The 13,468-nt window shown below is 38.5% G+C and carries 15 protein-coding genes; 5 read left to right on the forward strand and 10 right to left on the reverse strand.

Going from position 1 to position 13,468, the window contains the following annotated elements; translation table 11 throughout:
* Positions 1–13 precede the first annotated feature (13 nt).
* Entirely contained in the window at positions 14–1,306 is a 1,293-nt protein-coding gene (locus tag CHB68_RS14295; protein WP_089261818.1) for an amidohydrolase family protein, read from the forward strand.
* A gap of 71 nt (positions 1,307–1,377) precedes the next feature.
* Here CHB68_RS14295 and CHB68_RS14300 read toward each other — a convergent pair whose 3' ends face one another.
* The 10 genes from CHB68_RS14300 to CHB68_RS14345 all read right to left on the reverse strand — a co-directional run bounded on the left by CHB68_RS14300 (position 1,378) and on the right by CHB68_RS14345 (position 8,522).
* Positions 1,378–1,788 carry a hypothetical protein gene (locus tag CHB68_RS14300; RefSeq protein WP_089261820.1) on the reverse strand — a complete coding sequence of 137 codons (411 nt, stop codon included), beginning with the start codon at positions 1,786–1,788 and terminating at the stop codon, positions 1,378–1,380.
* Between the two features lie 20 nt (positions 1,789–1,808).
* Entirely contained in the window at positions 1,809–2,999 is a 1,191-nt protein-coding gene (locus tag CHB68_RS14305; RefSeq protein ID WP_089261822.1) for a molybdopterin molybdotransferase MoeA, read from the reverse strand.
* Between the two features lie 39 nt (positions 3,000–3,038).
* Positions 3,039–3,812, reverse strand: coding sequence for a sulfite exporter TauE/SafE family protein (locus CHB68_RS14310; RefSeq protein ID WP_089261925.1), 774 nt, complete (start codon positions 3,810–3,812; stop codon positions 3,039–3,041).
* Positions 3,796–4,869: a HesA/MoeB/ThiF family protein gene (locus CHB68_RS14315; protein WP_089261824.1), complete on the reverse strand. Its 1,074-nt coding sequence runs from the start codon at positions 4,867–4,869 to the stop codon at positions 3,796–3,798. Before CHB68_RS14315 ends, CHB68_RS14310 begins: the two co-directional genes overlap by 17 nt.
* On the reverse strand, positions 4,866–5,459 hold the full coding sequence (locus CHB68_RS14320) for an NTP transferase domain-containing protein (protein WP_089261826.1): 594 nt from the start codon (positions 5,457–5,459) through the stop codon (positions 4,866–4,868). Before CHB68_RS14320 ends, CHB68_RS14315 begins: the two co-directional genes overlap by 4 nt.
* Positions 5,443–5,919, reverse strand: a complete 477-nt coding sequence (gene moaC, locus CHB68_RS14325) for a cyclic pyranopterin monophosphate synthase MoaC (protein WP_317043831.1) — start codon at positions 5,917–5,919, stop codon at positions 5,443–5,445. The genes CHB68_RS14320 and moaC overlap by 17 nt, the downstream gene beginning before the upstream one ends.
* Positions 5,916–6,899: a GTP 3',8-cyclase MoaA gene (gene moaA, locus CHB68_RS14330; RefSeq protein ID WP_089261828.1), complete on the reverse strand. Its 984-nt coding sequence runs from the start codon at positions 6,897–6,899 to the stop codon at positions 5,916–5,918. The genes moaC and moaA overlap by 4 nt, the downstream gene beginning before the upstream one ends.
* A 68-nt stretch (positions 6,900–6,967) precedes the next feature.
* Positions 6,968–7,384 carry a molybdenum cofactor biosynthesis protein MoaE gene (locus CHB68_RS14335; protein ID WP_089261830.1) on the reverse strand — a complete coding sequence of 139 codons (417 nt, stop codon included), beginning with the start codon at positions 7,382–7,384 and terminating at the stop codon, positions 6,968–6,970.
* The gene (locus CHB68_RS14340; protein ID WP_089261832.1) at positions 7,384–7,626 is read right to left on the reverse strand and encodes a MoaD/ThiS family protein; all 243 of its coding nucleotides are present in this window, start codon (positions 7,624–7,626) and stop codon (positions 7,384–7,386) included. The genes CHB68_RS14335 and CHB68_RS14340 overlap by 1 nt, the downstream gene beginning before the upstream one ends.
* A gap of 98 nt (positions 7,627–7,724) precedes the next feature.
* Positions 7,725–8,522, reverse strand: coding sequence for a DUF6503 family protein (locus CHB68_RS14345; protein WP_089261834.1), 798 nt, complete (start codon positions 8,520–8,522; stop codon positions 7,725–7,727).
* A 77-nt stretch (positions 8,523–8,599) separates the two neighbouring features.
* Here CHB68_RS14345 and CHB68_RS14350 point away from each other — a divergent pair, with 77 nt between their 5' ends.
* From CHB68_RS14350 to CHB68_RS14365, 4 genes are read left to right on the forward strand one after another with little or no spacing between them, the layout of a single operon-like run.
* On the forward strand, positions 8,600–9,412 hold the full coding sequence (locus CHB68_RS14350; protein WP_089261836.1) for a TrmH family RNA methyltransferase: 813 nt from the start codon (positions 8,600–8,602) through the stop codon (positions 9,410–9,412).
* A gap of 38 nt (positions 9,413–9,450) precedes the next feature.
* Positions 9,451–10,683, forward strand: a complete 1,233-nt coding sequence (locus tag CHB68_RS14355) for a M48 family metallopeptidase (protein WP_089261838.1) — start codon at positions 9,451–9,453, stop codon at positions 10,681–10,683.
* Positions 10,684–10,727: 44 nt separating this feature from the next.
* A complete protein-coding gene (locus tag CHB68_RS14360; protein WP_089261840.1) occupies positions 10,728–12,932 on the forward strand; it encodes a RelA/SpoT family protein in 2,205 nt (734 codons plus the stop codon).
* A 50-nt stretch (positions 12,933–12,982) separates the two neighbouring features.
* Positions 12,983–13,444, forward strand: coding sequence for a Fur family transcriptional regulator (locus CHB68_RS14365; RefSeq protein ID WP_089261842.1), 462 nt, complete (start codon positions 12,983–12,985; stop codon positions 13,442–13,444).
* Positions 13,445–13,468 lie beyond the last annotated feature (24 nt).

A 13,468-nucleotide genomic window follows, 5' to 3' on the forward strand; every position in this document is an offset into this window, starting at 1 on the left:
TAAAATCATTAAAATGAAAAAACATATATATATTCTACTGGCCTTGGGAATCTTCTTTCAAACCACGGCACAACAGACACCGGCTCCAAAGCAAACGGAAGCCATAACTATAGAAGGCGCTACTGCCCATTTAGGAAACGGAGAAGTCATTGAAAGTTCCTTAATCATGTTTGAGGATGGTAAAATTACTTTTGTAGGTGACTCCAAGATGAGGATTGCCCGTAAAGGAAAAATTATAGATGCAACCGGAAAACACGTCTACCCCGGTTTTATTGCTCCTGGAAAAACCTTGGGGTTAGTGGAAATTGATGCCGTAAGGGCCACTAATGACAAGGACGAGTTAGGGGAACTCATTCCACATGTACGCAGTTTAATTGCGTACAATGCCGAATCTAAAGTGGTAGAAAGTATGCGCCCCAATGGAGTACTTTTGGCACAGATTGCACCTGAAGGCGGATTAATATCCGGTACCTCATCCATTGTTCAATTTGATGCCTGGAATTGGGAAGATGCCGCTATTAAAGTAGATGACGGTATACACCTGCATTGGCCCAATACGTTTAAACAAGGACGCTGGTGGGCTGGTGAAGAACCTGGTTACCAACCTAACAAGGAATATGCTAAACAAGTGCAAAAAGTAACGGACTTCATGCAAAACGCCATTGTATATGAAGATGGAACAGCCAAGGAAATGAATCCGGCATTTGCTGCCATGAAAGGAGCGTTTGATGGTTCTAAAAAATTATATGTCTATGCAGATGGGGAAAAAGAAATTATAGATGCGATCAATACATTAAAGAACAATAAAGTAAAGGAGATTGTATTAATGGGCGGTTACCATGCCTATAAAATTACCGATTTTCTTAAAAGTCATAATATCCCGGTAATGGTTCAGTACACTCATAATCTGCCCGTATTTGAGGATGATGATTATGACCTACCATATAAACTTCCAAAACTGTTGGTAGATGCGGGTCTGTTTGTGGCCATACAAAATTCGGATGCGGAAAATTTCCAGACTAGAAATCTACCTTTCTATGCAGGCCAGGTAGTGCAGCAAGGACTTGATAAAGAAGTTGCCGTGCAATTATTAACGGGCAATACAGCAAAAATTTTAGGTATTGATGATTCTTACGGTACTTTGGAAAATGGCAAAAGTGCCACATTGTTCATATCTGAAGGAGATGCCTTGGATATGGCAGGTAACCAACTTACCCACGCCTTCATAGATGGCAGGTCGGTTTCACTGGAAACACACCAAACTAAACTATGGAAACGGTATTCTGAAAAATACGAAGCTGAATAACGGACAGTATTTAAACATTAAAAGCCCACATGTTATGTGGGCTTTTTTATTGCTCAAATAAATCTTCGGCATTATTTTTTTCCCGAGAGTATCCAACCCAGGTAAGCCATGGGAATATATGCTACTATTAAATCCAGAGCACTAAACCACAAAGGTCCACCCAGCATGGAAATATTAATAGTTCCTCCAATTAAAAAACAAAACCCTACGATCAAGGCCATCAACAATTTTCTGGTTCCGGCCAGTTTGGCCGCAACAAAAGCACCAACCAATGTACCTAGCGCATGGGCCAGAAAAGGAAACAGGAAATGCTTTGGTTCAAATAAATGAATGGTAGATTTTAAATCCTCCATTGTTGTTATATCTCCCCCTTCTGGAGGAGGAATGACGGAACCGCTTATCATAACGATGCCCATATTCACTATACTGCCCACTATAAGTCCGGCAACGACCGCTAAAATATTTCTTAAGATGGTATTCATATGTATATATTTATGGTTAATTATTTCGTACTAATAAACGCCACCAATTCTCCTGACCTATACCCTTTCTCTCTTGGTTGCAAACAAATAAATCCGTTAGATTTGGATAGGCTTAACAAATCTCCCGATCCATTTTCACTAATTGGTACTGCATAAATACCCCCTTTTTCTCTTTTTGTACATACTTGAATAAAACGTGTTAAAGGTGGCTTAATATGTATTTCCCCGGAAAGCTTAATATATTGGTTGGCAACTGGGATATTCCAACATTTATGAAGCCAAGGTAAAAAATAGACATGAAAATTGGCAAATGTGGAAACCGGGTTTCCTGGAAAAGAAAATATGACCGTTTTCAGTTCTTTATGCACACCGAACCAAAATGGTTTTCCTGGTCTTTGAGCAACCCTATGAAAAACCTTTTCCACTCCCAGGGATTCCATAACCTCAGGGATAAAATCAAATTTTCCTTTAGAAACACCCCCACTCAGTAGCAACACATCATTTTGTTCCAATGCAGTTTGAAGTGATTTAGACAGTGCCTCCTTATTATCTATAAGATGTAGGGTATTAGTAGGTATAGCCCTTGTTTGCAAAGCGGCCTCCAAGGTTATGGTATTGGATTTCCGTATTTGATGTGGTAACGGTACTGCATCAACCTCTACTAGTTCATTACCTGTAGCTATCGTGGTGATTTTTGGGTTTGCCTTTACCGTTACATATGATTTGCCCACAGTTGCCATTACCCCTATTTCCGCAGCCGTAATCTTAATACCTTTTGTCAATAGAACAGCCCCAGCTTTTTCATCGCTTCCTTTGTAATGTATGTTTTGCCCTTTGGTAACCTTTTCATTGATTACCGCTACGTTATCGGTTATGGATATGTGTTCGTACATAATCACCGTATCGGTATTCTTGGGCACCACCGCTCCGGTCATAACTTCTACGCAATTACCCACAGTACGTAACTCCTGCTGTGGTGCACCAGCTGCAGCTACTCCTTCAATTTGAAAGATATGGTCCGTATTAATGTGGTCAGAATAATTAATAGCAATCCCGTCCTTTGTAGCACGGTCAAAAGGTGGAAAATCCCTATCCGCACAAATATCCTCTGCTAAAACCCTCTGCAGGCTTTGCATAAGTGGAACCACTTCAACACCCAATTCCAAAGTATGTTCCAATACATGAGTATAGGCCTGATCAAATGAAATCATATCATAAAGATAAAAATTACCTTAGGAAAAGGTAAGAAATTAAAAAACACCTAGACCATTTACCAATAGCACACGAATACCAACCAACAAAACCAGTAATGACGTAACCCTTTTTATGCCTTTGGCAGATAATTTTTTTAAACTGATGCGAATACCCAACTGCCCCCCTAAAAGAACAGCTATTAAAAAGCAAATGGTCTCGCGCCAAGGTAATGATAATGCATTGCTTGTCACTAACCCAAACAAACCGGAAATTGAATTTACCAGAATGAAAAAACTCGCCAATGCCGCAATTTTAATGGCTTTGTCCCATTTTATATGATTTAGTACCGGGGCCAGAAAAATACCCCCACCAATGCCTACCAACCCAGACAGGAAACCAATACCCGATCCAAGTATGTAGCTTAGATAATTAGGATATGCCTTGGTCTCAGCGGTATTGTTCAAATTAAATGTCTGTAACGCCAAAGAAATTGCCGACAGAATTAGCGCACTTCCTAAAATGATAAAAAATATATGTTCTTTTAACCGAAACGACGCACCTAAAAACGCCAAGGGTATACTTGCGACTACAAAAGGTAGAAAATCCTTTAATTTGGCGTGGCCATTTTTAAAATATAAATAGGTACTTCCAGATACTACTACCAAATTACACACCAAGGCTATTGACCTAATTGCAAAAAAACTGGATAAGAAAAGGGTCAATAATGCTAGATAACTTGAGCCCCCACCAAAACCTACGGAGGAATACAATGTGGCAATCATAAAAAACCCGATACACAAAAGTGCTAATTCATCAATGGGTAAGAGCATATACATCTATATGGTTCATTCCACCCAAAACATTGACAAATTCATTGGATGGAAAAAGTTCACGAAGTAGAGCGATCGCTTTTTTACTACGTACTCCAGACTGGCATATTATATATACAGGTGCTCTCAAATCAATTTCATTTGCCCTTTCCTTAAGCTCGCTCAAAGGAATATGTTTTGCCCCTGCTATATGTTGTCTTGAAAACTCCTTAATAGTTCTTACATCTACCAACTCTGTACCGCCAGGCGTATATATTTGTTGAAAATTCTTGGCCTCTATGGATGCAATAGGAATTTCACACTCAAATTCATAACTTTTTTCCAACTGTATTATGCTTTTGTTCTTGGGGTTTAAACTCAAATTCATACGTTGGAAACGTTGGGACAATCCGTCAAACAATAATAGTACTCCAGATAGCACCTCCCCTATTCCAGTAATTATCTTAACGGTTTCCAAGGCCTGTAGATTACCAATTATTCCTGGTACTATCCCCAGAACGCCATGATCATTGCAGTTGGGTACGGCATCTGCCCCTGGCATTTCCGGAAACAAACAACGATATGTTGGCCCATCCCCATAGTTAAATACACTTACCTGTCCTTCAAAACCATGTAATGCACCGTAAACAAAAGGTTTGTTTAAAATAACACATGCATCATTGATTAAGTACCTTGTAGGAAAGTTATCCGTGGCATCAATGACCACATCATAATCACCAATGATTTGTAAAGCGTTCAAAACAGTTAAAAAAGTTTGATGCACAATGATTTCAGTATCGGAGTTTTGCGCAAGCAATTGGTTTTTGGCGGCCAACACCTTTGGTTGCCCCACCATTTTTTCCGTATATAGGACTTGACGGTGTAAATTTGATAAGGAAACCACATCGTTATCAACAATACCTAAGGTACCAACGCCCATTGCATTTAAATAGGTAAGGACAGGAACCCCCAACCCCCCAGCACCTACAACCAAGACCTTTGCCGACCTTAGTTTTTGCTGGCCTTCATTACCAAAACTTTTTAAAGTTGTCTGTCGTAGGTATCTATTATCGTTCATAATCCCAATTTTTGCAATGCCTGGGAATAATCTTCCTTGGAATTTGCATTTAACAACACTTCCTTATTTCTTGGGAACACTAAATGAATATCTGTATTAATTAAAAATTTACGTGGACACGACCCATTTCCATTATTTAGATAGGCAATGGATTGCTCTAAGGACTCCGGTTCCCAAATAGCACACAATGGTTCCGGTAAAGGGTCATCCACATTGGCAAAAGCACTTGCTATTTTTTGGGTATTGCGACCTGCAACCAATTCTTGTAGAGCCTTAATATCAATTAACGGAAGATCACATGCCAAAACAAGCCAAGCCACCTCAGGATAGGCCGCGTGTGCAGATAGTAAACCGTTATAAGGCCCCCTATATTCATCTTGATCTATGATCGTTTCAAAATCCTGGGAAATTTCTTCTTCCTGATCACTACGTATACTTAAAAAGGTACGTTCACAAACTTTACTCAACAATTGATATAAATGTTCCCGTTGTGGGAGCTGGTGGTATGTAATCAACCCCTTATCATTACCCATTCTTGTACTTTTACCCCCAGAAAGTACTAATCCGTATAGCTTAACGTTGGAAATCATGCTTACCTCCAGTTTTTTGTTCCAGTTGAATTGTACCGATGACGATATCCTGTGATAATGCTTTGCACATATCATAAATGGTAAGTGCGGCAATGGATACTCCTGTCAACGCTTCCATTTCCACACCGGTCTTCTCATTACATTTTACGGTACACGTTATTTTAAATTGGTGCTCACCCGGAACTATTTCCACATTTATTTTAGAAAGGTTTATTTGATGGCATAGCGGAATTAGTTCTGCTGTTTTTTTTACCCCTTGAATTCCTGCAATTACCGCCGTTTGTACAATACTCCCTTTTTTACCTACAAAATCCTGGTCTGTCAAGGATTTGAACACTGTATGGGGAAATGTGACCGTACCGGAGGCTATAGCTTGCCTTACAGATGCATCTTTTAGCGAAACATCTACCATGGTAGCATTACCAGATTCGTCTATGTGTGATAACTTTTTTTCCATCATCCTCCTATAGAAGTCATTGAATTACTGAATACATCCTTATACTTTTCTTGAGCCTCAAAACCTGTTTTGGCCCTGCTTCCTACCGCTTGTAAAATTGCGGATTTTATGTTCGCTTCAACATCATCCGCCCGCATGATATCCCTTAAATTGGCACTTGCTTTTGCATATAGACAGGTGATTACGTCACCCGTAGCGGAAATCCGTAACCTGTTGCAACTGCCACAGAACGTTCTACTGAACGAAGGAATGACGCCAAAAGTTCCCTTAAAACCGGGAATTTTATAGTTAATGGAGGTAGAAGTTTTAGGGGATTGCAATTTATAATAGCCAGGATGCGCCTCTTTAATATGCGCAAGAATTGCCCTAAAATCCCATTTTATGGACTGAAATTCCTTGGAACCACCATTGAACGGCATTTCCTCTAAAAAACGAACCGACACGTTATAATGTTTGGTAAGTTCTAACATAGGAATAATATCCTCTATATTCTGACCATCCAATGCGATAAAATTTATCCGGACATTGAACCCTTCGGTAATTAGCCGTATCATATTATTATACACTACATCATAATGGTTGCGACGCGTAATACGTTCAAAAGTTTCGCGATTGATGGCATCCATACTGACATTTATATTCTTAATGCCCAATTCTTTCAATTCATCTATATACGGACCGATTAAGGTAGCATTGGTGGTCACTGAAATATCTTTTAAACCTGTAAGGGATGCCAGATTGCGTAACAAAACCATTAAATCCTTTCGTACAAAAGGCTCTCCCCCGGTAATACGGATCTTATCTATACCTTGTGAAACCATAAGGGAACTCAAACGAACCAATTCATCTATTGTGAACAATTTGTCGTTTTTGGCAAAATTGATTCCTTCCTCTGGCATACAATAATTGCACCGCAAATTACATCGGTCCGTAACGGCCAATCGTAAGTAATTAATGGTCCTATTATGATTATCTACTAGCATTTACCTTATTCAAGTTCAACATCAAACACATTTAATCTACTTTCTAAACTTACTCCTTTTAAAACAACTTATGGATGTGCCGAAACCCAGACCGACTTGTTCTTGAATTTCTCCTTTTTCCAAATAGGCACAGTTTCCTTTAGCGTATCGATTAAAAACCTACAAGCTTCAAAACAGGCATCCCTATGAGCAGAAGATGCCCCAACTATTACAACAGGCTCTGCCACTCCTTTCTCTCCCACTGCATGGCGCAGGACCACCTTATTAAGATTCCATTTTTCAATTGCCGTATCGGCAATTTTTTCCATTTCCTTTAAGGCCATGTCTCTGTAGGTTTCGAACTCCAAGGCAATTACCTGTTCTTGGTTTGTAAATTCACGAACCGTACCCACAAAAACGCAAATACCGCCGCTTTCAACATGGTTCAATTCGGTATACACCTTAGCGGTATCTATAACATCTACTATTTCTACTACTATTTTCATTAGCCCCCGCTTACTGGTGGTATTATTGCAATTTCATCATTGCCGCTCAAAGTTACATCATCATTGGCATATTCACTATTAACGGCCACGGCAAGGGTCTTTAATTTTAAGAACTCCGGATAATTCTTAATCAAATCCTTTTTTAACGCGGCAACCGTTGCCGGCTTGGCCTCCTCATCAGAAAACAAGATTTCCGAACTACCAACAATATCCTTGGCTATTCCAAAAAACAATACGTTCATCTGCTTCAAAATTATTTGAATTTCAAGTTAGTTATAAAAACTAAGGTGCCATAAAAATGACACCTTTATTAACTAAATAATAATAATTTGATCCACAATCAATCCACCACCTTTGCATTGGAAGGTTTGGCAAAAAATGTTGTTGGCTCAGCGCTTTTTAACAGTTTGGCATTTTCAAACTTAACCGTATTCACCCGGTCCTTTACATTATTGTTTTCAGTAGAATACCAGGAAATAGCACTCGGTAAAAGTACCTCTCCTACTTTATTCCAATTTGCATATTCTATCCAGCTGATCTCGTTGGATGGTATACCGCTAAAATAGGTTACGGTATATCCCAACCATTTCATTTGAAAAGTTTCTGGATCATAGTGTAGAAAATATTCGTCTTTAGATGAGGCACCTACACCGTTGTTAAAAGTAATATGGAATCCCGGATAGGAAACCCCATCCACGACCAATGCAGGTATCTCCTCATAATTAAGCCCTTCATCTGCCAGCACAAAGGGCATGGCATAAAAATAAAACATTAGATTATGGTAAAACTTAGGTTTACCCTCGTACGAACCGGCCTCATCCATCAACCAAACATCTTTCCCGTCAAAACCTAAACTGTAAGTTTCCGCTATGATCTTATCGGTCCTTCTGTATAGGTCAACTATATGGGTTTCTACACTAGCCGGTTTTGGTAAATCAAAACGTAAGGTTTTATACTGTTTCCAATTATCCAACCCACCGTGTGCATTCAATACCTTAAAAAATTCTTGCGGATAGGTATTTAAGGTAATTTGTTCTTCAGTTTGGGCCGCGGTGTCTATAATCTCCTCTTTTTTTGGAGCTTCCTTGCACGAAAAGGCAAATGATACTAGCAAGCACCCTAAAATGTATTTCTTCATATTTTCTTAGGTTAATTTGAATTCTCTTGGTCGATATTATTTAGCCTACTTAACAGATTAGATTACTTTTGTACCTAATGCACGAACATAAACATATAAGTAGCGCCCAAAACCCTTTAATCAAAAAGGCTGTTTTATTAAAGGATAAGGCTAGGGAACGCAAAAAGACAGGACTCTTTTTATTAGAGGGACTGCGTGAATTGAGCATTGCCATTAAGGCCGAATATGAAATTACGACCATTTTTTATTGTGCTGATATTTTTGAGAACAGCGATGGCAATAGCCTTTTAAAAGATTTTCCTGAAAATAAAATAATTTCCGTTAGTCATGAAATCTATAAAAAACTAGCTTATAGAGATACTACAGAAGGTATTTTGGCCATTGCAAAAGGAAAAGACCATACTTTGTCCACTTTAGCGTTCAACAAACCCAATCCGCTTATCCTTGTTGCTGAGGCCCCTGAAAAACCAGGAAATATAGGTGCGTTGTTAAGAACGGCAGATGCTGCCAATTTAGACGCCGTTTTTATTGCAAACCCAAAAACGGACCTGTATAATCCCAACATTATACGATCAAGCGTTGGATGTGTATTTTCAAGGACAATCAAGACAGGGAGCACACAAGAAATTATTTCCTATTTACAACAGGAACGGTTTGGCATTTTCTGTGCCGCATTGACCGCATCAAAAGAATACACCTCAATAAACTATACTGGCCCTACAGCTATAGTGGTCGGCACCGAACATGATGGACTTAGCAAGGAATGGCTTTCCAATTCAACTCAAAATATTATAATACCAATGGAAGGAGAAATAGACTCCATGAACGTTTCGGTATCAGCGGCAATACTTATCTTTGAGGTCAAAAGACAACAAAAACTTGGGCGTTAACCCGTTAACCATTAAACAAAAAACCAATAGCATTTTTTATGGATAGCACCTTCGTTTTTTATTGTATCCTAATTATCTTGGTTGCCGAGTTTTTATTGGCCACTGCATTAAATTTTCTGAACGCCCAAAAATTCAAAGACCCTGTTCCAAAAGATTTGGAGGATGTTTACAATATTAAGGAATATGAAAAATCCCAAGCTTATAAGCTCACCAATTACAGATTTGGAATTTTGACCTCTACCTTTTCATTGGCACTTATACTTGGGTTTATAGTTTTTGGAGGATTTAATTGGGTAGACCAAATTGCTCAAAATAGTACAGACCACCCTATTGGCCAGGCCTTACTATTTTTTGGAATTATTTTATTGGGCAGTGATATCATCAATATACCGTTTACCTATTACCAAACATTTGTCATAGAAGAAAAATTTGGGTTCAACAAAACAACACATAACACCTTTATCTTGGACAAAATAAAGCAATGGGCACTAACTTTAATTGTTGGTGGTGGTATTTTAGCGTTGATCATATGGTTTTTTCAGACCGTAGGCACAAATTTCTGGTGGTACACCTGGATTGCCATTGCATTTTTTACCTTAATCGTTAATTTATTTTACAGCAAATTAATTGTTCCTTTATTCAACAAACAAGAACCCTTGGAAGCTGGTAGCCTTAAAGAGAAAATAGAACATTATGCGGCCAATGTAGGTTTTGACCTTAAGCACATATTCGTTATAAATGGATCAAAACGGTCTACAAAGGCCAACGCTTATTTTTCCGGATTTGGCAAGGAAAAAAGAGTGACCCTATATGACACATTGATCAATGATTTGGAAGAAGAAGAAATAGTTGCCGTTTTGGCACATGAAGTGGGCCATTACAAACGAAAGCACATTATTTTTAATTTGGCATCTTCCATTTTACTTACCGGCTTAATGCTGTTTTTGCTATCATTGTTCATTAATAATCCTGAACTATCTTTAGCTATAGGTGTAGATAGACCCAGCTTTCACGCCGCTCTAATTGGTTTTGGTATACTATACAGTCCGGTTTCAGAACTTACGGGGCTGTTAATGAATTATTTTTCCAGAAAATTTGAATACCAAGCAGATGATTATGCAAAGAACACTTATGCCGCAACGCCGTTGGTAACTTCCCTAAAGAAATTATCAAAAAACAGTTTAAGCAACCTGACCCCTCATCCGGCCTATGTTTTTATGCATTATTCCCACCCACCGCTAATTGACCGCATACGTAATTTAAAGGCATAATTTTTGTTGTTCATCATTTAAGATTATCTTATTTTTAATCTAGTATGACACAGGCAGCGATAGAAAAGGAAAACAAGCTTATAGCTCAAGAGTATAAGGAACTTTTACGTATTAGTTACCAAACCTTAACAGATGAGGACAAAACTTTAATACGAAGTGCTTTTGAGGTAGCTGTTGACGCGCACAAAAACCAAAGAAGAAAATCTGGTGAAGCTTATATCTTCCACCCAATAGCAGTTGCTAAAATCGTAGCATCCGAGATAGGTCTAGATGCCGTATCCATTGCCTCTGCCCTTTTACACGATGTAGTTGAGGATACAGAATATACTTTGGACGACCTAGACCGGATGTTCGGTGAGACCGTAGCACGTATTGTTGATGGGCTTACTAAAATTGCCCATTTAAAAAAAGAGATGAACATCTCTCAACAAGCGGAGAATTTTAGAAAAATGCTGCTGACCTTAAATGATGATGTTCGTGTTATTATCATTAAGATAGCCGACCGTTACCATAATATGCTTACCATGGACTCCATGCCGGAGCATAAACAGGTTAAAATAGCGTCTGAAACCTTATACATATACGCCCCGTTGGCCCACAGGATCGGCCTTTATAATATAAAGACCGAACTGGAGGACCTGAGCCTTAAGTACACAGAGCCCGAAGTATATAATTCCATAAAGGATAAAATTGAGGAAAGCAAGGAGGAACAACAGGCGTATATCGATGCATTTTCCGCTACAATAGACAATTCATTAAAAAAAGAAGGCTTAAACTACATTATAAAAGGTAGAATGAAATCTATCTTTTCAATGAGAAGAAAGATGCTGGCGCAAAATGTCACATATGAAGAAATCTATGATAAGTTCGCCATAAGAATCATCTATGAGTCAGATGCGCAGAATGAAAAATTCTTGGCCTGGAAAATATATTCCATTGTTACGGACCACTTTACACCTAATCCCGTACGTCTTCGTGATTGGATTTCCTCTCCAAAGTCCACAGGTTACGAAGCTCTGCATATAACGGTAATGGGGCCTCAGGGTAAATGGGTTGAAGTACAGATAAGAAGTGAGCGCATGCATGAAATTGCAGAAAAAGGATATGCGGCCCATTTTAAATATAAGCATGGCAACCAAAAAGAACAAGGTATTGAAGTCTGGTTGAACAAACTTCAGGAAGCTTTGGAAAATGCAAATACAAATGCAGTGGATTTTGTGGAGGAATTTAAACTCAACCTCTACTCCAAGGAAATTTTTGTATTTACCCCTAAAGGGGATTTAAAATCCTTACCAAAAGGTGCTACACCGTTAGATTTTTCCTTTAACATACATACCGAGGTAGGTATGCGTACAAGGGGTGCAAAAGTGAACGGAAAATTGGTTCCTTTGAACACCACGCTACAAAGTGGCGACCAAGTAGAAATTATAACTTCAGAACAGGCCAGGCCCAATCAAAACTGGTTGGACTATGCCACAACGGCCAGGGCCAGGGCAAAAATAAAATCTGTATTAAGGGAAGAGAAAAAATCCGTTGCAGAAGAAGGAAAAGAAATATTAAGAAGAAAGTTAAAGTCCCAAAAAATTAATTTGAACGAGGACTCCATCAACAAAATGGTGACCTATTTCAAATTAAAGACCAGTCTAGATTTATTTTACAGGGTGGGTATTGGTTCTATAGACAACACCATGTTAAAGGATTTTGCATCTTCTTACAACAATGCATTTATCAGTTTTTTTAAAAACAGAATGCGCCGTACGCCAGCTCCTGAGGAAATCAATAAAGATGAAATTACGTCTAAATATGATATGCTGGTTTTTGGCAAGGAAGAGGAAAAACTGGAATACAAATTATCCCAGTGCTGTAATCCTATACCAGGTGATAGTGTTTTTGGTTTTGTCAGTGTATCCGAAGGTATTAAAGTACACAAAAAGAACTGTCCCAACGCTATATCGCTTCAGTCTAATTACGCCTATAGAATCATTACCGCAAAATGGATAGATTCCTCTCAACAAGAATATCAGGCAGATATTGAATTAACGGGAATAGATAACCTAGGACTTATCAATGACATTACGGAAGTCATTTCGGATATTATGCATGTTAATATGCGAAACCTTAATTTTAGTACGGACGGGGGCACCTTCAAAGGCAAGATTACCGTAGTGGTCAAGAACAAGTCAATCCTTAAAAAACTGACCGATAATCTTAAGGAGATACACGGTATTGACAAAGTAACCCGAATTTAGAAAAAGGAAATTAAAATTTAACTGTACATTTGTATATTAATGCAGTAAATATGTCTTCGGATAAAAATCAAGAAATTGTAAAAAATGTCTTCACAACCTTTTTAGAGGACAAAGGACATAGAAAAACCCCAGAACGCTACGCTATACTTCAGGAAATATATGAAAGTGACGAACATTTTGATATAGAATCGCTGTATATCAACATGAAGAACAAGAACTATCGTGTTAGCCGGGCTACTTTATACAATACCATTGAACTTCTTTTAGATTGCAAGTTGGTACGCAAACACCAATTTGGAAAAAACCAGGCACAGTATGAAAAATCATATTTTGACCGTCAGCATGACCATGTCATACTTACCGATACCGGTGAGGTTATGGAATTTTGCGACCCAAGAATTCAATCTATAAAAAAAACCATAGAGGAGGTTTTTGATATAACCATTAACACGCACTCCTTATATTTTTACGGAACAAAGAATACGCCCACCAAAGAGGTAGGCAAAAAATAAAATAACTAACCTAGTATATAAAAT

Source organism: Maribacter sedimenticola, assembly GCF_900188415.1.
Lineage (GTDB): Bacteria > Bacteroidota > Bacteroidia > Flavobacteriales > Flavobacteriaceae > Maribacter > Maribacter sedimenticola.